The organism is Thalassolituus alkanivorans (genome assembly GCF_020447205.1).
In the GTDB taxonomy this organism is placed as follows: domain Bacteria; phylum Pseudomonadota; class Gammaproteobacteria; order Pseudomonadales; family Oceanobacteraceae; genus Venatoribacter; species Venatoribacter alkanivorans.
Map to the genome: position 1 here is coordinate 389,736 of NZ_JAJAEL010000039.1, position 19,121 is coordinate 408,856.

Consider the following 19,121-nt stretch of genomic DNA (forward strand, 5'->3'; position numbering starts at 1 on the left):
CTGATATTCTTGCCGGCGGTGGATAACTGACCGGGTAACCAGTATGCTTTTGGTTTTTGTCCTATGTCAAAAATAATTTTGTCCTATTTATGAATATTACCGGCAAGAGCATTGCAGATATCGTCGCCAGCATCCGGCAGCTGGTGCAGAGCGGACAGCTGGAAGGAGGCGCGTTATTGCCGCCTATCCGCGAGCTGGCAGAACAACTTGGGGTAAACCGCAATACCGTCGCGACGGCCTATCAGCGGCTGGTCAGCGCTGGTCTGGCGGTCAGTCAGGGGCGGCGTGGCACCATGATCCGTACCCAGGCGGAAGGCGGTTTTCAGGAAGGCGCGATGCCGGATTCGCCGCTGACCGATCTGGCCAGTGGTAATCCGGCGCTGCACTGGCTGCCGGATATCAGCCGTTATTTAGCGCAGCTGCCTGCCCGTACTCCGCGCTTATATGGCGAGCCGCTGCTGAATCCGGAGCTAGCTGCGCTGGCACAGAGCCGGCTGTTTGCCGATCAGGCGGAAGCGGATGCGCTGGTGCTCAGCCATGGTGCGGTGGACGCGGTTGAGCGTCTGTTACTGGCGCATCTGAAGCCCGGTGACAAAGTCATCGTCGAAGATCCTTGTTTTCTGGGAACCATCAACACCCTGAATCAGGCCGGGCTGGAAGCCGTTGCCGTCAGTGTTGATGCTGAAGGTCTGCAGACAGAGGCTTTGGCGGCCGCGCTGGCAAGCGGAGTGCAGGCCCTGATCTGTACACCCCGTGGTCATAACCCGACCGGTTGCAGTCTGAGCCAGACCCGGGCGACAGAAATCTGCAGCTTGTTGGCGCAATACCCGGATGTATTGCTGATTGAGGATGACCATTTCGCCACCGTTGCCGGCTCGGCGTATTACAGCATCATGCCCGCAGGCCATCGTCATCACGCGCTGGTGCGTTCGGTATCGAAAGGTTATGGCCCGGACCTGCGCTGTGCCTTTATTCACAGCGATGCCCAGACCCGTGAGCGTCTGTTGCTGCGCCTTACACCGGGCAGCAATTGGGTCAGCCATCTGCTGCAGGATCTGCTCAGCCTGCTGCTGGCCAGCGATGAGGTACAGCAACAGCTGACACAGGCGGCGGATTATTACCGGGCGCAGCACAGCGCACTGGCAGCGGCGCTGAATGCGGCAGAATTACCCGGACTGCCAGCGCTCAGCGCACCGGCGGATGGTCTTAATTTCTGGCTGCCATTGCCGGGGCTGGATGCAGAGCAAATCAGCCATCGTCTTGCCCGCTACGGCTGGCTGGTACGCGATGCGGCGGTGTTCAGTGTGCGTCAGCCACAGAGTGCGTTGCGCATAACCATCAGTGAGCTGGATGGCGAACAGCAACAGAAGCTGATTGCTGATCTGCGCAAATGCCTGTGACAAAAACGGTGCGGCTTTGCCAGCACCGGTTAAATCCGCGAGAATAACGACCTGATTTTTCTGGCCCGGAGGCCGGGTATTTTATGACCACCCGTATTGCTATCAATGGTTTCGGCCGTATCGGCCGCTGTGTACTGCGTGCTCTGTATGAAAATGGCTACCGCGATCAGCTGCAGGTTGTCGCCATCAATGAGCTGGCCGATATCGATACCATCAGTTATATGCTGCGCTACGACAGTACCCACGGGCGCTTTCCGGGGCAGGTTGAGGTGGTGGATGAACGTCATCTGAGTGTTAATGGCGACCGCATCTGTATCCGCCACGAAGCGGATGCCGCCGCCCTCGACTGGGCTGCGCTGAATATTGATCTGGTGCTGGAATGCAGCGGCCAGATAAAAACCCGCGAAGAGTGCGAGCAGCATCTGGCTGGTGGCGCGCATAAAGTGCTGATCTCTAACCCTGCCGACAGTGCGGTGGATAACACCATTATTTTTGGTCTTAATCAGCACACGCTGAGTGACGATCAGCACATCGTTTCCAACGGTTCCTGCTCAACCAATTGTCTGCTGCCGATTCTGACTTTGCTGGATAATGCCTTTGGCATCGAAGCCGGGGTAACCACCACCATTCATTCGGCGATGAACGATCAGCCGGTGATCGACGCTTACCATTCCGATTTACGCCGCACCCGCGCTGCAGGGCAAAGTATTATTCCGGTCGATACCGGATTGCCGTTGGGTATTGCGCGTTTAATGCCGAAACTCGCCGGTAAAATCGAAAGCCTGCATGTGCGCGTGCCAACCATTAACGTGTCGGCACTGGATATCAGTCTGCAATTACAGCAGCCAACCACAGCCGGTGCGGTTAATGCACTGCTGGCAGAAGCCAGCACCGGTGCATTAAAGGGGATTATCGGTATCACCCATGATGCGCATGCTTCTATCGATTTTAATCACGATCCGCGCTCAGGGGTTGTCGATGCCACCCAGACCCGCGTCAGCGGCGGTCAGCTGCTGAAGTTGCTGGTGTGGTTTGATAACGAATGGGGTTTTGCTAACCGTATGCTGGATACTGCGATGGCGATGAGTAAGCGCTGAGAGGCGTGCTTCTTCACATTGCCTTGCTGGGTTTCTTATTGTTTTTATGGATATTTGAAAAGGAATTTTTATATGGATCGTAAGCTTTTACCAGCTCATGCTTGGATGTGCTCAGTAGTAAAACGAATATTTTTTTTATGTGCTTTTTTCATGTCTGGTTCAGTTTCTGCTTATGATCTTAATAGTAAATTGTGTCCAGTAACTATGAAGGGATTTATTGATGGAAAATATCCCGTAACCTTCAGTTTTCCTTCAGCACCTGAAATCTTTAGCCCCGATGAAACCGAAGCATTTTTATATGGAGATTATGTCTACGACAAGTACGGAAAGTTAATTTCACTGGAGGGTAGAAAGAGCAGTGGAACAACTCTGACGTTAAAAGAAGAAGGTGCTTCGTTTGAATTGATAGTTGGGAAGGAGGGGGTTTCCGGTACCTGGAGTGATGGTGTGAAAGTACTTCCGGTTTCGTTGGAAATCTCTGACACGGTCTACACAGGAAAAACGGAGGGAGGCTTAGCCTTTACTGACCGGATAGCTGTTGAAAATGACGGTTTTAAACGGACTCTTGAGGTTAATGGAATAGTTATTGATATATACAGTATGGGAAGTTGGGGCTGTCGTGATGCAGAGATAAAAGGCAACTTCTTTAATATTAAGTCAAATCGTGTCAATGGTCTGGATCTTACTGGTTTTTTTTATTTTATAGAGTACAGACCCTGGGGGTTGCTTCCTACTTCAGGAGGGGTTGTATTTCATCCTGATGGTAGTTATTTGCGCCTGAATGGGTCGGAAGGCTCTCGCTCAGGAATGTTTGACTACAATTTGATTAACTGTGAAGTAAGTTTCGAAGAAGAATTCATTGTCGAAACCTGTGTCAAGCAAAGCGTGAAGCCTGAGCATCCGGGTCGTGAAGACTCTCATATTTTCGGCAAGGAAGATGAGATCGTCAGTCGTTATTACGTATCACTTCAGGGTATTAATCTGTCATCCGTTACCTATAGAAATCGCAGTATTCATGCGGAAGCAGAGCAATATTTTCAGACAGTTTCAGATACTCCGTGGTCTCTAGGCAAACTGGATTAGTAGATGATTCCTGCAGCTTTAGTGTACGCTGCCAAACTGCAGATCCGCCAGCCGTTTATACAGCGGTGAATGCGCCAGCAGTTCGTTATACGTACCTATCGCTACCAGCTGTTCATGATCAAATACCGCAAAACGGTCAGCATTGGTGATGGTTGCCAGGCGGTGGGCGATGACAAAGTTGGTGCGGTTTTTCATTGATACATCCAGTGCCTGCTGTACCAGATGCTCGCTCTGAACATCGAGGGCGCTGGTGGCGTCATCCAGCAATAGTATTTCCGGATCGCGCAAAATAGCACGGGCAATGGCTAGCCGTTGTTTTTGTCCATCGGACAGTTTTACCCTTTGCTCACCTAAAAATTACTAATATTTACCCGGTAATTTCTGAATATATTCTTCAGCCTTGGCAGCGATCAGAATTTCGTCCTCGCTGGGACCGGCAGTTATACCGGATTGGAACGGAGTTAGGCAGAACCGTGTGACATAGAGGAGGGGCGATGAATCACTGCATTACTGCGGATTTTCGTCGGAACCGGTATCAACTACATACTGATTGCGGCCGTTATGTTTCGCGTTATAAAGGGCTTCATCGGCCCGGATACAAACGGAATCGATGGTATCGCTGGCCAGAACCGGTGTAATCCCAAAACTGCATGTAACCGGTTGCTCCAGCTCTTCAACACCAAAGGCGCCTGAATTAAGCAGCTGCATTATTTTTTCTGTTCTTTTAATGGCCGTATCCATACTGCATTCCTGCAGTAAAATCATAAATTCTTCACCGCCAAAGCGGTATACCTTATCGACAGGACGGATATTGGCTTCAACCAGCTTCACAAAAGCCAGCAATACCTTGTCACCAATATCATGACCAAAGTTGTCGTTAATCTTTTTAAAGTGATCAATGTCGGCGGCGATCAGGAATAAGCTTTTATCGCTCTTTTCCAGCCTTAACGCCATTTTTTCAATATCCCTGAAATGATCCTGAAAAGATCTCCGGTTTAACGCATTGGTTAACGAATCACGATATGCCAGGTGTTTAAGCTGAAGTGTCTTCTCGCGTAAATACTGCTGCAATAAATACTGTTGCCTGGTGTTTTTATGGTGAGTGATCGATAGCAGTATGCCAGCACCATTACTGAAGCTATAACCAATGATCATCATTATCTGAGCATGTAAGTTAAGATCTTTTAAGGTCAGAATAATCAGGATGGCCACTGAAGAATGATACAGGCATATTATTGTTGACAGTTTTACGGTCAGGATTCCGGAAGCATACAGACACAGCATGATAATAAGATCAAACAGGGCATACAGGGCGTAGTCGTCCAGAAAGGTAAACGAGCCCAGTTCCAGAAGTACAAAAAATAGCAATAACGTGCTGAATACCAGTACATCGTAAGAGGAATAACGCCGGATGCGGGGTATGGTTAATAAAAAAATAATACACGCCGCAATATGAATCAGCCTCTGTGCCAGCAGAAAAGAACCCCATGGCCCGGGTTTGACGACCATGGCATCAGAAAGCATAAAAACAGGCATTGAAATTATTACAAACGCACAAAGCCCGAAGACTAAGCGACGCTGTCTGGGAAGTTCCTTCTGGCGGAAAAGGCTTTCCATTTCCGGGTCCCGGAAAACAGCCAGGGCATGGTGGATATAGGGTGATCCGGACTCCATAGCAATTGCCTGAGCTGCCCCCCCCATTTAATTTATGAACGGATGTTTACTTGGAGCCTAGTTCAACTTACTTATCCTTCCACCCTCTGCGGTTGTCGTAAAGGTCTCTGGGTATTGATCTGGCAGCAGTACCCGTGCCCGGCCAGCACCTGCGCGCACGCCGGGACGGTACACCCGGCGTACGCAGGCCTGGCGCAGTAATGTTTGTTATTAACAAAAGTGTTGATCAAAAAACGGGCTAAGCTGCAAATAAGACTGTCGTTTACCTACGCCGGAGTCATTGCATGCTTATCCGTACCCGCCTGACCGTTGCACTGTTGTCAGCTGTCATTATCCCTTTGCTGATCATTACCGTTCTGGTTGTTATGGAGTTGCGCAGCAGCGCCCTGAACAGCTTTGAAACCCGCAGCAGTGCTGAAATCCGTCATATTGATACCGCATTCAGTCTCTACCTTAATGGCCTGGCAGAAGATGCCGCTTTTCTGGCTTCGACCCAGGCGCTGAAAGCTCTGGATGAGTCGGTGTCGGATTATCGTGGTGCAGCAAAACCGACCTTTGCTCAGCGCAGTGGCAGTGTTGAGGCTGATGCCTATGCACTGATGGACGATTTCGGTAAAGCGCGGCCGGATCTGGCCTATGTTTTTCTCGGGCTCAGCAGTGGTGGTTATATCCAGTGGCCGGGCAGTGATCTGGGTAAATATGACCCGCGTCAGCGTCCCTGGTATATCGCCGCTCAGGCTGACCCCGGCAAGTCGGTACGTGCCGCCGCCTATGAAGACGTAAACACCGGAGCCCCGCTGCTTGATTATCTGCATACATTCACCACCGACAGTGGTCTGCAGGGCGTGGTCGGGGTGGATGTCACCCTGAGTAAGCTGACCGATATGGTGAAACAAGTGCAGTTCGGTAAAGCCGGCTATCTGATTCTGGTGGAAGAAACCGGCACGGTGCTGGCCGATAGCGGCAATAAAGCAAATAACTTTAAAAATATAAAAGAACTGGACGAAGCCTATCAGCAGTTTTTTGCCCGCGAAGGCCTGTTTGAAACCGAGCTGAATGGCCAGAACTGGTTTGCAACCGCCTACACGTCACCGGCGTTGGGCTGGAAATTTATCGGCGTCATTCCGGCTGATGAAGTGTTTGCTGTCGCCACTAAAGTACGTAATACCATTTTGCTGATCAGTCTGGTGTTGCTGGGTATTTTTGCTGTGCTGGCTTACTGGATCAGCAACCTGATTGCCAAGCCAATTGGTGCGGTTACCCGGGGTCTGGAAGAGGTTGCCTGTGGCGAAGGGGATCTGACGCGCAGACTGAGAGTGCTCAGCTCAGATGAATCCGGACAGATGGCCAACGCCTTTAACCGTTTTATCACCATGATTCATTCACTGGTATCAGATATTAATGAAGGGGCCGCAGATGTAAAAAATCAGGCTCTGGCCGCACAGGCTATTTCCGATCAGCTAGCGGGTATTTCTGATCAGCAATCCAATTCGATAGAACAGGTATCGACAGCGTTTAATGAAATGGTGGCCACGTCCAATGAGGTGGCAAAAAATTGCAGCGAAACGGCGATTGCCGCCGACCAAAGCCAGCATCATGTTGAAGACGGGCGGCAATTTATTCAGAAAACGACCAGCGCGGTAACGGCTCTTGAAAAGGTCATTGAAGATTCCAATCAGGCAATGTCGACCCTGGCAGTGGAGTCGCGCAATATCACCACTATTCTCGATACCATCCGTGGTATCGCCGAACAGACCAATTTACTGGCACTGAATGCTGCTATTGAGGCGGCCCGCGCCGGTGAACAGGGGCGCGGCTTTGCGGTGGTGGCCGATGAGGTACGGACTCTTGCCGGGCGCACTGCGGAATCAACCGAAGAAATTGATCAGATGATTACCTCGCTGATTAACCGCACCAGTGAAGTGTCGGGCAAACTGGCCAGCAGCCTGGATCACTCACGCGAAACCGCAGAAACCACCGAGCAGACCCGTGCGGTATTTGAGTCCATCGAAGAATCCGTCGCCCGTATCCGTGATATGGCGACCCAGATTGCAGCCGCCGCTGAAGAACAGCACCTGGTGGCGGAAGAAATTAACCAGAATATTATCCGCATTAATACCGAAGCGACCAATGCCAACGACAGCTCACGGCAGCTGAAAGAGAACTCTGATTCCCTTGGTAATCTGTCGCATGATCTGTCAGCGCTGGTCAGCCGTTTCCGGGTTTAAATACAGGATTACCGGGCTGGCTGATCGTCGGTGTTTTTAAACTGGGTGTTTTTAAACTGCAGATCCGCCAGTCGTTTATACAGTGGCGAATGTTGCATCAGCTCCAGATGTGTTCCTATCGCCACCAGTTGGCCATGATCAAATACCGCAATACGGTCAACATTGGTGATGGTGGCCAGACGGTGGGCGATAACAAAGGTGGTGCGGTTTTTCATTAAACCATCCAGCGCCTGCTGCACCAGATGCTCGCTCTGGGCATCGAGGGCGCTGGTGGCTTCATCCAGCAATAATATTTCCGGATCGCGCAAAATAGCACGGGCAATGGCCAGCCGTTGTTTCTGTCCGCCCGATAATTTCACCCCCTGCTCACCTAAAAATGACTGATATTTATCCGGTAATTGCTGAATAAATTCATCGGCATGGGCGGCTTTGGCAGCGGCCAGAATATCGTCTTCACTGGCATCGGGTTTGCCGTAACGCAGGTTATCCAGCACATTGGCGCTGAACAGCACAGGTTGCTGTGGCACCAGAGCAAACTGGCTGCGCAGTTGCTGTAAATCCCAGTCCCGTAACGATTTTCCATGCAGCAGAATATCGCCCTGTTGCGGGTCGCGGAAGCGCAGTAATAAATCAAATAATGTGGATTTTCCGGCCCCGGATGGGCCAACCAGTGCGATACGCTCACCAGGTTGTATATCCAGCGTTAAGTGACTGATGGCTTTACGGTCCGGGCGGCTGGGGTAGTGATAATGTACATCGCTGAAACTGACTAATGGCTGACCGGCTTTTGCCTCAAGTGGAATTTCTGTGCTTGGCTGCGGTGATTGAATATCGGCTTCAGTCGCCAGTAATTCACGGATACGTTCAGCGGCGCCGGCAGCACGCTGTACTTCGCCATACACTTCGGTCACGGCAGCCAGCGAACCGGCGACCATGATGGCGTAAAACACAAAGGCGGCCAGATCTCCGCCGGACAGTTTTCCGGCAATCACATCACTGCCGCCGATATACAGCATGCCGGCCACTGAACCCATCACCAGTACCATTACCAGCGCAATCAGCCAGGCGCGCTGGCGGATTCGTTTCAGGGCGACATCAAAGGCACCCTCCGCGGCGAGGGCGAATTGTTGGGTAACAATATCTTCGCGGGTAAATGCCTGAACTACTTTAATATGCTGCAGACTTTCACCGGCCCAGGCGCCGACGCTGGCAATTTTATCCTGACTGTCACGGGACAGTTTTTTCACCTTTCGGCCAAAATAAATCATCGGAAAAACCACTAAAGGCACGGCGACCAGAACAATCAGGCTGAGTTTTAAATTGCTTAAAAACATCAGCGTGATGCCACCAATAAAGGTCAGAGAGTTACGCAGGGCAAAGGAAAATGATGAGCCGATAACCGTCTGCAGTAATGTGGTGTCGGTGGTTACCCGGCTCTGAATTTCACCGGCCAGATTATCTTCAAAAAAGCTGGGAGGCAGGCTGACCAGGTGCTGGTACAGCTGCTTGCGTATGTCGGCCACGACCCGCTCACCGAGCCACGACACCATATAAAAGCGGAAATAAGCCCCGGTAGAAACCAGTACAACCAGTACAGCGAACAACTGCAGGGCGTCGGCCAGGCCCTGAGTGGATTGTGCGGCAAAGCCATTATCGACCATTAAGCGCACGCCCTGACCGAGACCCAGGGTAAGCCCGGCGGTGGCGACCAGGGCAATGATGGCAATGGTTAAACGGAATTTGTAAGGACGGATAAATTGCCAGAGCCAGCGCAGCATCGGAGAGGTCTTTGTATAAAAGGATGTGCTTCAGGCTAGCGATTAGTACCAGCCAGAGCAAGGTGAACATCCGCCGGTATTCTGTGTTGTTATGGTGGGATAACTACAGCAGGCTGAATAATCACGACCGCCGCCGCGATTATTCAGCCTTTGCGATTATTCAGTCGTTGCAATCAGGCGTTACGCGCGGTGTCCTGAATGCGCTGTACCATGGCGCGCAGGCCATTGCCGCGGGTCGGACTCAGGTGCTTTACCAGATCAATCTTGCTGAAATAATCATCGATATCGAAGGCGATAATGTCAGCCGGGGTTTTATGGTTGTATGCGGCCAGCACCACACCGAGTAAACCGCGCACGATATGCGCATCGGAGTCGGCTTCAAAGGTCAGCACGCCGTTATTTAATTCGCTGTCGATCCACACCTGGCTCTGGCAGCCGCGCAGCAGGTAGGTATCGTTTTTCTTGTCATCACTCATCGCCGGTAATTGTTTACCCAGGTCGATGATGTATTTGTAGCGCTCTTCCCAGTCGTCAAAAAAGCCGAGGGTGTCGAGGATATCGTCGGTGCTGATGTCTGCGCCGAACGGGTTCTGTACTAAAGCCATAATCAGTCCTTACAGAGATTCAACAAAACGGCGGATGCGGTGAGCGGCTTCGATGCATTCATCAACACCAGCCACCAGTGCCATACGTACGCGGTTTTCACCGGGATTAATACCATCGACGGTGCGCGATAAATAGGAGCCGGGCAGTACGGTCACATTCTGCTGGGCAAATAACTGCTGGGCGAAGGTTTCTTCATTAATCGGGGTTTTTGCCCATAAATAAAAACTGGCGTCGGTCTGTTCCACCGCCATTACCGGATTAAGAATCTCAATCACCGCGCGGAATTTCTGTGTGTACAGCGCACGGTTATCGGCAACGTGCTGTTCGTCATTCCAGGCGGCAATGGATGCCAGCTGGGTCTGCAGTGGCATCGCGCAGCCGTGGTAAGTACGGTACAGCAGGAAAGGTTTTAACAGCGCGGCATCACCGGCAATAAAACCGGAACGCAGGCCAGGCAGGTTGGAGCGCTTGGACAGCGAATGAAACACCACGCAGTTTTTATAATCGTGACGGCCTAAGCGGGCACAGGCTTCGAGCAGGCCCATCGGCGCTTCTTTGCCATCGACATAAATTTCGGAATAACACTCATCACTGGCCAGCACGAAGTTGTAACGGTCGGCCAGTTCAATCAGCTGTTTAAACTGTTCGAAGCTCAGTACGGCACCGGTCGGGTTGCCCGGTGTGCACAGGAACAATAACTGGCAGCGCTGCCAGACATCCGCCGGCACGGCGTTGTAATCCGGGTGGAAATCGTTATCGGCCAGACAAGGCAGGAAATGCGGTGTGGCACCGGCCAGATAGGCTGCGCCTTCGTAAATCTGATAGAACGGATTCGGGCTGACCACCAGGGCATCGGGTTGGCTGCGGTCAACCACCGCCTGGGTAAAGGCAAAAATCGCTTCACGCGTACCGTTGACCGGAATCACCTGCGATACCGGGTCGATGTTATCCAGACTGAAGCGGCCTTTGAGCCAGCTGGCAATGGCTTCGCTCAGCTGTGGCAAGCCCTTGGTGGTCGGGTAGTTTTCCAGACGGCTGATATTGTCGATCATCGCCCGTTGTACAAAGGCCGGAGACGGATGCTGAGGCTCGCCGATGGACAGCGCGATATGTGGCAGCTGTGCATTCGCCGTAACGGCGGCTTTCAGCTTAGCGAGTTTCTCAAAGGGATAGGGCTGTAATTTGCTCAGATCGGGATTCATGCCTTCCACCGGAGTTCGGAATTTCAGATGCGCGGCATTATACAGGCATTTGCGCAGGATGCTGCTTTGGCGGCCTGCCGGAATTTGACGCTGGCCATCATGCCACCCATAGTTTCAGCACGGATATTGTTTCGGACGGAGAATAATGCGGCGGCGTATTTGTTTGATATTGGCCTGGCTGCTGACTTTATCTGCCACAGAGTTGCAGGCGGAAATAGCGCAAGAGTTCCGGGCGCAGCAGGGCGTGATGAATCTGTCCGGCAGGCCGGTAACGCAGCCATTGGCACTGGCGGGAGAGTGGCGTTTTGCCTGGCAGCAGCTGAGTGATGGCAGCGGCAGCCATGACTGGCCACTGTTCACCATGCCCTCAACCTGGGATGAAAATGGTCAGGCCGGATATGAGTATCCGGGGCAGGGCTACGCCACCTTCGTGCTGGATATTCAGGGCCTTGATCCGCAGGTTGACTGGGCGTTGTTTGTGCCGGAAATAGCCACCAGTTTCCGCCTGTTGGCCAATGGCCGCGATATTCTGCATGGCGGCCGCGTGGGTACTTCCCGTCAGGAGGTACAACCCTATCAGGGCAATCGCTGGGTCAGACTGGGAGGTATCGCTGATGGCCGTCTGCAGCTGGTGCTGCAGGTCGCTAATTATCACCATCACAGTGCCGGGCCCTGGCAGCCACTGTTACTGGGCCCGGAAGATCAGATCACCCGAGGCTACGCCCAGCATGTGATTTATGAAGCCGTTATCCTACTGCTGTTATTGCTGATTGGTCTGCTGTTGGTGATGGAATATACGGTAGACCGTAAAGACCGCACCGGACTGTGGCTGGGGCTGTTTACCCTGATGCTGGGTGTACGCCTTGGTACCACCTCATTTGCCCCGCTGTACTGGATGCTGAGCCTTAATCCGCCCTGGGAACTGCATATCCGGGTGATTTATATCAGCATGCTGGTCAGCCCGGTGCTGTTGTTTGGCTGGCTGCACGCTGCTTTCGGTACCGATTTCAGCCGGAGTCTGCGTAATCTGTTCAGCCTGCCTTTCCTGTTAGCCGCATTGCTCTGTCTGTTGTTACCGCCGCTGTGGTTTACCGCATTACTGGGAATCTTTGGTGGTTTGCTGCTGCTGGGCGTGGTGGTGTCAACGTTGGCATTGCTGCGTATGGTGTATCTAGGCCGGCGTGGTGCCTGGCTGATTCTGCCGGGGACGATGCTGTTGGGTGTGGCGGTTATTCACGATGTGCTGCTGAATAATCAGCTGCTGAGCGGACAGTACTGGTCGCCGCTGGGGTTTCTGATTTTTATTGTGTCGATGATCTGTAACTTCCTGCTGAACCGGGTCTGGTCACGGCAGGAAATTGTACGCCTGAGCGAAGAACTGCGGCTGATAAACCGCGAGCTGGAACAGCGGGTGGCGGAGCGTACTCAGGCGCTGGCGGAGAAAGCCAACGCTCTGCTGGATGCCAACCAGCAGCTGCAGGTACTGGCGGATGTGGATGGTCTGACCGGCCTGCTGAATCGCCGTGCTTTGCTGGAGCAATTGCAGCAACTGAAACAGTGGCAGGGCAGCGTCGCGGTTTTGTGGATCGATCTGGATCACTTTAAACGTATTAACGATGGCTTTGGTCACGCCGCCGGTGATGCCGTGCTGGCGGCGTTTGGTGCATTGTTGCGCCGCCTTGGGCGTGACCGTGACCGGTTGGCACGGCTGGGCGGGGAAGAGTTTGCGGTGCTGCTGCTTGATTGCGGAGCCGAGGGCGCGGAAACCTTTGCCCGGCGTCTGCAGCAACAGTTGCGCGAGTTGCAGGTACCGGACTGGCCGCAGATTCATAACCTGAGTGCAAGTACCGGTATCGCCGTCGGCCGTCTGGGAGAAACCGATGGCGAAGAGCTGCTGAACGCGGCTGACCAGGCGATGTATGAAGTAAAACACTCGACCCGTGACGGCTACAAAATTGCCGCCGACTACCGTCGCTGATCAGTGGCCTGCGGCTTTAATGGCAACCGGCAGTATGGGTTGCATCTCCTGTCCCAGACAATGCCAGGCGCTGCCTGTTTTTTGTTTGGCCTGTTGTTTTGCCTGCGCTGCCAGCTGGGCAAGACTCTGCGGGTCCTGATTTTCAATCAGCGTTGAGGGCACCACGCCAATGGCTAAACCGAGCAGCGGAATACGGCTCAGCTGGCCGCTGCGGTCATGGGCGTTAAGATAGCCACGACTCCAGTCGTCGTTGCGGTGAAACTCAGAACATTGCTGATTAAACGCCTGCAGCAGTTGCTCACACAGCGGATAAAAATCCGCTTCCTGACTGATCAGTACAAAATCATCGCCACCAATATGGCCGACAAAATTAAGTGCTGAACTGTGCTGTTGCAGCAAGCGGCCGAGCCAGCGTAATACGGCATCGCCTTGACGGTAACCGTACTGGTCGTTATAGGGCTTAAAATGATTCAGATCGAGATACAGCAGATAGAAGTGGCTCTGCTGGCGCAGCAGTTGTTCCACATGTTCGTCGATAGGTACATTGCCCGGCAGCAGGGTTAGCGGGTTGGCATAACGGGCTTTCTGAATCTGACTGTCGGTAATGTGTTTGAGCAGGTCTTTGCTGTTTACCACGCCCTGATAACGGCCTTCGCAGGTAACAATCAGGTGCTGGCGCAGGTCTTCGTCGTCGTCATCGGTGAGTACTTTACTGACCGCTTCCAGGGTCATGGCGCAATCGACGATCAGCGGATTCTGCTGCATAAAATGGCCGACGGTTTTACGCTCAAATAACGCACGGCCGTATGGCTGGGCGAATAATTCCAGCAGTTTGCGCCGGTGCAGCAATCCGACCGGGCGCTCCTCCTCCAGTACCGGCAGTGACATTAACAGCGGATTTTCACGGAACAATTCATCAACTTCGCGCATCGGCAGCGAGGCGGCAATGGTTTCCAGCGGCTGGCACAGGTTGCCGATTGGCTGCTCGACGCCATTGGCATGCACCGGACTGGTGAGGCTCAGGCCGTGCTCCGGAGTCTGGAATTCGGCTTTGCTCTGTGGTTTGCCCAGCAGATACCCCTGACCGATATGAATGCCCATGCTGCGGATTAAATTCAGCTCGCCCTGGGTTTCGATGCCTTCGGCAATCACCTCGCACTGCAGCTGTTCGCACAGATGCACCACCGAGGTAACAAAGGCCTGTTTTACCGTGTCCTGATCAATGCGGTCGATAAAGTGACGGTCGATTTTGACGTAGTCGGGGCGGATTTCTGACCAGAGTTTCAGGCCGGAATAACCACTGCCCAGATCGTCAATGGCAATGCCATAACCCAGTTCTTTCAGATGGCCGATCAGCGTCAGGAACTGACCGGTATTCTCAATCGGAAAGCGCTCGGAAATTTCCAGCACAACATCGGTTGGCTGCAGACCATTGTGGGCCAGACGCTCGGTCAGCTCGCTGATCTCCTCACCATAGTTGAGCAGGCTTTGCGGGCAGATATTAATAAATAACAGGCCGTCGCTTTTCTGCCGCGAAAAATGGCGGATAGCCGAACGGATGCAGAGAATCTCCAGATCCGGAATCCGGTCAAACTGATGCGCGGCCTGGAACATCAGATCCGGGCGCTGTAATAAATGACCCGAAGCTCCGCGGGTGAGTGCTTCATAGCCAAGAGCGCGGTTGCGGCTCAGGTCGACTATGGGTTGCAGCACGGTGTGAATGGCTTCCTTGCTGATCAGCTCGTCCAGACTGCGTTGCAGAAGATGGGGCGCCATATCAAAACCAAACAGAAAAAGTCAGCGTATAGTGCGGCGGTTGCATGACCTGCAGATGACAAAATGGTAAACAAAATCAGCGGTTGTGTAAGAGGATGTGAGCAGCGCTGGCCTGCTGAGAAAAAGCATAAAGATAATGCTGGTCAGCAGGCAGAAAATTGTCCTGCTGACCGCTTTCCGGATTCAGTGTCCGCTGAACAACTGGCTGGCCGCCTGCTGGTGGTTAGCCATCAGCTGGCGGATATCGCCGCCCAGCCATTGTTTATCGCGTACTTTCCAGTCACCGTTGATCATCACCGCGTCAGCCTGACTGGCGCCGCACAGCACCAGAGCTGCCAGTGGGTCATGAGCGCCGCTGAAACGCGGTTCATCGAGTTTAAAGAAGGCAATATCAGCACGCTTACCGGGCGCCAGTTCGCCAATATCATCGCGCCGTAACACCTGAGCCGAGCCTTTAGTGGCCAGATGTAACGCATCCAGATGGGTGAACTCATCGGCCTGATAGCGCAGGCGCTGAATTAATAATGCCTGCCGCACTTCCTGCATTAAATTGCTGTGGTCGTTGGAGGCGCTGCCATCCACACCGAGCCCGACGGGGCTGCCGGCGGCGCGTAATTCATTTACCCGGCAGATTCCGGATGCCAGCACCATATTGGATGACGGACAGTGGCAGATACCGGTGCCGGCATTGCCCAGTCGCTGCACTTCTTCATCGTTAAAATGAATGCCGTGCGCCAGCCAGGTGCGGTTATTCAGCCAGCCGACCGAGTCCAGATAATCCAGTGGCCGCTGGCCAAACATCTTCAGGCAGAAAGCATTTTCATCTTCGGTTTCCGCCAGATGGGTATGCAGGCCGACATCGTATTGTGCTGCCAGCTCCGCACTGGCACGCATGATGTCAGGGGTCACCGAAAACGGCGAGCAGGGCGCCAGAGCGACTTCCAGCAGCCCCTGATCATCACGCCGGTGCCAGTGTTCAATCAGGCGTTTGCTGTCATCCAGAATTACCTGTTCGGTCTGCACCACCGAACGCGGTGGCAGGCCGCCATCATCCACACTCAGGCTCATCGAACCACGGGTCAGGGTGGCGCGCATACCCAGTTTAAGGCTGGTTTCGGCCTGAATATCGATGGCGTTTTCCAGCCCGGCCGGAAACAGATAATGATGGTCGGCAACCGTGGTGCAGCCAGACAGCAACAGCTCGACCATTGCCAGTTCGGTGGCCAGCGCATGCTGTGCCGGAGTCAGCCCAGCCCAGATCGGATAGAGGGTTTGCAGCCAGGGGAATAAGCGCTTGTTGAGTGCCGGAGGGCAGGCGCGGGTCAGGGTCTGGTAGAAATGATGATGGGTATTCACCAGCCCGGGCAAGACAACGTGCGCGCTGGCATCGAATACCTGACTGACAGGGCCGGAGGGTTGCTGCCCGGCGGCCAGCACTTCAAGGATACGGCCATCGGCGATCACCAGCCCGCCACTGGCGTCCAGCTGGTTGCTGGTAAATACGGCGCGGGGATGTTTAATCCAGAGAGTGTTCATGATAGTGCTCCGCAAAGTTTCGCTGCGGCGGTGGCAGACAGGAAGGACTGGGCACCGGTCGCTAACGAATAAGAATAAACCGCACAGGCGTGCGGCGGATCGTTAGCAGTGACCAGGTGTTAATCTGCCGGCGTTTATGATAACAGGCTGTATCAGACGGGCAAGTAATGTGGCGAGGTCAGTGGCCACTTTGTGATGCGATTTATAAATAACAGGTCTATCGCAGTTCGCCTACAGACTGTTTTCTATTCTCATTCCTGTTGGGCTGGCTATCAGCTAGTGCTTTTCTACACTCATAGAACCTGTGCTCACGGAACGCTAAGCAAGGGAATATGCAGGGAGGGAATATGAGTGCATTTTACTGGCGCAGTGCTTCCGGCCGACGGTTGCTGATCCATCTGTTTCTGTCCAGCCTGCTGCTTGCTCTGTTGTCGTCTGCAGTGGCCCTGTACAGCGCTTACCGCACGGAATACCGTAACAACGAAGCTCTGCTGCAACAGATCAGCAGCGGCTACCTGAATGCCCTGGCGCAGAGTGTGTGGAGCTTTGATATTCCGCAGGTTGAATCTCAGCTGGCCGCTCTGGTGCAGTTCCCTTATATCCGCTATGCCATGCTGGATGCCGGTAATGGCGAATACTTCTCTGCCGGCCAGACAGAAGAGGCAGGGTCTGGTGACAGGATTCTGCAGGAACGGCAATTTGATCTGCACTACGACAATGGCGAGCGCAGTATTCTGGTCGGCAGTTTACGTTTACAGCTGGATTTAGTGGCCATGCGGCAACAGGTTATGGCTACGGCTCCGGTCGTGCTGCTCAAGCATCTGATTATTATTCTGCTGTTAGCGGCTTTACTTCTGTTTGCGCTGGTCCGGCTGTTCAGTCGTTATGCCGGCTCTCAGCTGCGTTCCCTTTCTGACTGGGCGGAGCGTGGTGATATTCGTGCACCGGTACAGTTGCCGGATGATGGTGGAGAGAATGACGAGCTGAACCGTATTGGCCGTACCATCAATCACTTATGTCAGCAGATTCAGCAGGTAATGGCTGAGCGAGATTATTCCGACCATGAATTGCAACAGCTCAACAACCGGCTGGAACAGAAAGTAGAAGAGCGCACGGGAGAGCTGAATAACGCCATCAATTCCCTTAATCGTTTAATTGATACCCTGCAGGAAGACCGGCATGAGCAGGTCGAAAATGAAAAAATGGCCCAGCTGGGCAGTCTGGTAGCCGGCGTTGCCCATGAGCTGAATACACCACTGGGGATCTGTGTAACGGCCCGGAGTTATATCGAAGATTCAGTATTATTAATTCAGGAACGGATTAAAAATGGCACGCTGGATAAAAATACCTTCTCAGCACAGATTAATAATATTTCAGAAGGTTTGTTACTGATCGATGAAAATCTGAACCGCTCACACCGCCTGGTGCGTACCTTTAAATCGCTGGCAGTTGATGAAGAAAGTGATTTCCGCTCGCGCTTTTCATTGGAAGAATTTCTGCAGGAATTTGCCGGTAACAATGATGACTTTTTTGTTGAAGACAACACCTGTCGTATTGAATATAACCTCAGCCAGTCGGTTATTCTGAACACCTGCCGGCAGACGCTTGGGTTGGTAATGGGAGCACTGATTGGTAACTCGCTGGATCATGGCTATCCGGACGGTGGTGACAGTCATATTCAGATACATGGCAGTATAGATGTAACAGAAAACCTTCTGACGCTGATCTATGAAGACGATGGTATTGGTATCAGCAATGAGGTACGTCAGCGTATTTTTGATCCGTTTTTTACCACGGGCCGGCACCGGGGCAAGACCGGTCTGGGAATGCATCTGGCGTATAATCTGGTTACACGCATTCTGCACGGCAGTATCGAAGTCTGTGAGCGCCGTCAGGGTGCGGAAAACCAGGGCGCAGAAATCCACCTGCGCATACCGCTGGATCTCGACCGATATGACCGGACGATGACTGAGCAGGGCTTAAAGCTGGTGATTAATAATCACTGAAACGTACTCACAGAATCCCGGAGCGGGTTCTGTGAGTGCATGGGTTAAACCGCAGCAGTATCTTCTGTGCTGGTTTCTGTATTATCTGTTGTCGCCAGATAGGCCGCACGCCCTGGCGGTGTCAGGCCACAGCCGCGCAGAATCATATCTTCAAGAAAATCACCAATACGCAGAATATCTTCTTCTTCATACTGACGCTTGTTGGTTACTTCGAGTACCTGGGTTTCAAAGTCAGCGTAATGCTGAGTTGATGACCAGATCATAAAAATAAGATGGGTCGGATCTACGGCACGGATTTTACCGGCATCAATCCAGCTCTGAATTACCTGAGTTTTCTCTCTGACCCATAAGCGCATTGCACCACTGATATAATCTTTCAGGTAAGGTGCGCCCTGGATGATTTCCATGGCGAAAATTTTAGATGCATTCGGATGGGTATAGGAAAGACGAATCTTGGTACGGATAAACAGGCTCAGAATATGAGCAGGATCACTGTCGGCATTAATATCGGACAGTACTTCGTTCCAGGTGGTCAGGATATTTTCCAGCAGGGCACGATACAGATTGCCCTTGTTCTTGAAGTAATAATGGATATTGGCTTTGGGAACGCCGGCACGGTCAGCAATAGCCTGCATGCTGGTACCCTTAAAACCATGTAATACAAACTCCTGCTCGGCTGCGGCAAGAATATTTTCATTGTTGCGCTCACGAATAGCGCCGGTCTTGTATTTTTGTGTGCTCATATCACTTCCCGCCA

General features: G+C 52.7%; 14 protein-coding genes. 6 read left to right on the plus strand and 8 right to left on the minus strand.

What is annotated here, in order from left to right:
- Nucleotides 1-89 precede the first annotated feature (89 nt).
- The 3 genes from LGT44_RS17225 (at nt 90) to LGT44_RS17235 (ending at nt 3,580) form a co-directional block, all read left to right on the plus strand.
- Nucleotides 90-1,400 (plus strand): aminotransferase class I/II-fold pyridoxal phosphate-dependent enzyme, encoded by a 1,311-nt coding sequence (locus LGT44_RS17225; RefSeq protein WP_230332351.1) that lies wholly within the window; start codon nt 90-92, stop codon nt 1,398-1,400.
- Between the two features lie 83 nt (nt 1,401-1,483).
- Complete coding sequence (locus LGT44_RS17230; RefSeq protein ID WP_230332350.1) at nt 1,484-2,497, plus strand: type I glyceraldehyde-3-phosphate dehydrogenase; 1,014 nt, start codon at nt 1,484-1,486, stop codon at nt 2,495-2,497.
- Nucleotides 2,498-2,569: 72 nt separating this feature from the next.
- Entirely contained in the window at nt 2,570-3,580 is a 1,011-nt protein-coding gene (locus LGT44_RS17235) for a hypothetical protein (RefSeq protein WP_230332349.1), read from the plus strand.
- Between the two features lie 18 nt (nt 3,581-3,598).
- Here LGT44_RS17235 and LGT44_RS17240 read toward each other — a convergent pair whose 3' ends face one another.
- Nucleotides 3,599-3,847, minus strand: coding sequence for a hypothetical protein (locus LGT44_RS17240; protein ID WP_230332348.1), 249 nt, complete (start codon nt 3,845-3,847; stop codon nt 3,599-3,601).
- 240 nt (nt 3,848-4,087) lie between these two features.
- Nucleotides 4,088-5,104 carry a GGDEF domain-containing protein gene (locus LGT44_RS17250; RefSeq protein WP_230332347.1) on the minus strand — a complete coding sequence of 339 codons (1,017 nt, stop codon included), beginning with the start codon at nt 5,102-5,104 and terminating at the stop codon, nt 4,088-4,090.
- A 434-nt stretch (nt 5,105-5,538) separates the two neighbouring features.
- On the opposite strand from LGT44_RS17250, the gene LGT44_RS17255 reads away from it, so the two are divergent.
- Complete coding sequence (locus tag LGT44_RS17255) at nt 5,539-7,482, plus strand: methyl-accepting chemotaxis protein (protein WP_230332346.1); 1,944 nt, start codon at nt 5,539-5,541, stop codon at nt 7,480-7,482.
- A gap of 8 nt (nt 7,483-7,490) precedes the next feature.
- Here LGT44_RS17255 and LGT44_RS17260 read toward each other — a convergent pair whose 3' ends face one another.
- The 3 genes from LGT44_RS17260 to dapC all read right to left on the minus strand — a co-directional run bounded on the left by LGT44_RS17260 (nt 7,491) and on the right by dapC (nt 11,068).
- Nucleotides 7,491-9,260 carry an ABC transporter transmembrane domain-containing protein gene (locus tag LGT44_RS17260; RefSeq protein ID WP_230332345.1) on the minus strand — a complete coding sequence of 590 codons (1,770 nt, stop codon included), beginning with the start codon at nt 9,258-9,260 and terminating at the stop codon, nt 7,491-7,493.
- Between the two features lie 173 nt (nt 9,261-9,433).
- Nucleotides 9,434-9,865, minus strand: a complete 432-nt coding sequence (locus tag LGT44_RS17265; protein ID WP_186435773.1) for a SufE family protein — start codon at nt 9,863-9,865, stop codon at nt 9,434-9,436.
- A gap of 9 nt (nt 9,866-9,874) precedes the next feature.
- Nucleotides 9,875-11,068: a succinyldiaminopimelate transaminase gene (gene dapC / locus LGT44_RS17270; RefSeq protein ID WP_230332344.1), complete on the minus strand. Its 1,194-nt coding sequence runs from the start codon at nt 11,066-11,068 to the stop codon at nt 9,875-9,877.
- 145 nt (nt 11,069-11,213) lie between these two features.
- Between dapC and LGT44_RS17275 the strand changes: the two genes are divergently transcribed.
- A complete protein-coding gene (locus LGT44_RS17275) occupies nt 11,214-13,046 on the plus strand; it encodes a sensor domain-containing diguanylate cyclase (RefSeq protein WP_230332343.1) in 1,833 nt (610 codons plus the stop codon).
- Here LGT44_RS17275 and LGT44_RS17280 read toward each other — a convergent pair whose 3' ends face one another.
- Both LGT44_RS17280 and LGT44_RS17285 read right to left on the minus strand, forming a co-directional pair.
- Complete coding sequence (locus LGT44_RS17280; RefSeq protein ID WP_225692958.1) at nt 13,047-14,822, minus strand: GGDEF domain-containing protein; 1,776 nt, start codon at nt 14,820-14,822, stop codon at nt 13,047-13,049.
- 183 nt (nt 14,823-15,005) lie between these two features.
- Nucleotides 15,006-16,358, minus strand: coding sequence for an 8-oxoguanine deaminase (locus tag LGT44_RS17285; RefSeq protein WP_230332342.1), 1,353 nt, complete (start codon nt 16,356-16,358; stop codon nt 15,006-15,008).
- 347 nt (nt 16,359-16,705) lie between these two features.
- Here LGT44_RS17285 and LGT44_RS17290 point away from each other — a divergent pair, with 347 nt between their 5' ends.
- The gene (locus tag LGT44_RS17290) at nt 16,706-18,364 is read left to right on the plus strand and encodes a sensor histidine kinase (protein WP_230332341.1); all 1,659 of its coding nucleotides are present in this window, start codon (nt 16,706-16,708) and stop codon (nt 18,362-18,364) included.
- Nucleotides 18,365-18,408: 44 nt separating this feature from the next.
- Here the strand turns inward: LGT44_RS17290 and LGT44_RS17295 are convergent, their stop codons facing one another.
- On the minus strand, nt 18,409-19,107 hold the full coding sequence (locus LGT44_RS17295; protein WP_145466531.1) for a TetR/AcrR family transcriptional regulator: 699 nt from the start codon (nt 19,105-19,107) through the stop codon (nt 18,409-18,411).
- Between the last annotated feature and the right edge of the window lie 14 nt (nt 19,108-19,121).

Excerpts from the sequence above, each read along its gene's own strand:
- LGT44_RS17225 (WP_230332351.1), top strand. The coding sequence starts at position 90 with ATGAATATTACCGGCAAGAGCATTGCAGATATCGTCGCCAGCATCCGG.
- LGT44_RS17230 (WP_230332350.1), top strand. The coding sequence starts at position 1,484 with ATGACCACCCGTATTGCTATCAATGGTTTCGGCCGTATCGGCCGCTGT.
- LGT44_RS17235 (WP_230332349.1), top strand. The coding sequence starts at position 2,570 with ATGGATCGTAAGCTTTTACCAGCTCATGCTTGGATGTGCTCAGTAGTA.
- LGT44_RS17250 (WP_230332347.1), bottom strand. The coding sequence starts at position 5,104 with ATGCTTTCTGATGCCATGGTCGTCAAACCCGGGCCATGGGGTTCTTTT.
- LGT44_RS17255 (WP_230332346.1), top strand. The coding sequence starts at position 5,539 with ATGCTTATCCGTACCCGCCTGACCGTTGCACTGTTGTCAGCTGTCATT.
- LGT44_RS17260 (WP_230332345.1), bottom strand. The coding sequence starts at position 9,260 with ATGCTGCGCTGGCTCTGGCAATTTATCCGTCCTTACAAATTCCGTTTA.
- LGT44_RS17265 (WP_186435773.1), bottom strand. The coding sequence starts at position 9,865 with ATGGCTTTAGTACAGAACCCGTTCGGCGCAGACATCAGCACCGACGAT.
- dapC (WP_230332344.1), bottom strand. The coding sequence starts at position 11,068 with ATGAATCCCGATCTGAGCAAATTACAGCCCTATCCCTTTGAGAAACTC.
- LGT44_RS17275 (WP_230332343.1), top strand. The coding sequence starts at position 11,214 with ATGCGGCGGCGTATTTGTTTGATATTGGCCTGGCTGCTGACTTTATCT.
- LGT44_RS17280 (WP_225692958.1), bottom strand. The coding sequence starts at position 14,822 with ATGGCGCCCCATCTTCTGCAACGCAGTCTGGACGAGCTGATCAGCAAG.
- LGT44_RS17285 (WP_230332342.1), bottom strand. The coding sequence starts at position 16,358 with ATGAACACTCTCTGGATTAAACATCCCCGCGCCGTATTTACCAGCAAC.
- LGT44_RS17290 (WP_230332341.1), top strand. The coding sequence starts at position 16,706 with ATGAGTGCATTTTACTGGCGCAGTGCTTCCGGCCGACGGTTGCTGATC.
- LGT44_RS17295 (WP_145466531.1), bottom strand. The coding sequence starts at position 19,107 with ATGAGCACACAAAAATACAAGACCGGCGCTATTCGTGAGCGCAACAAT.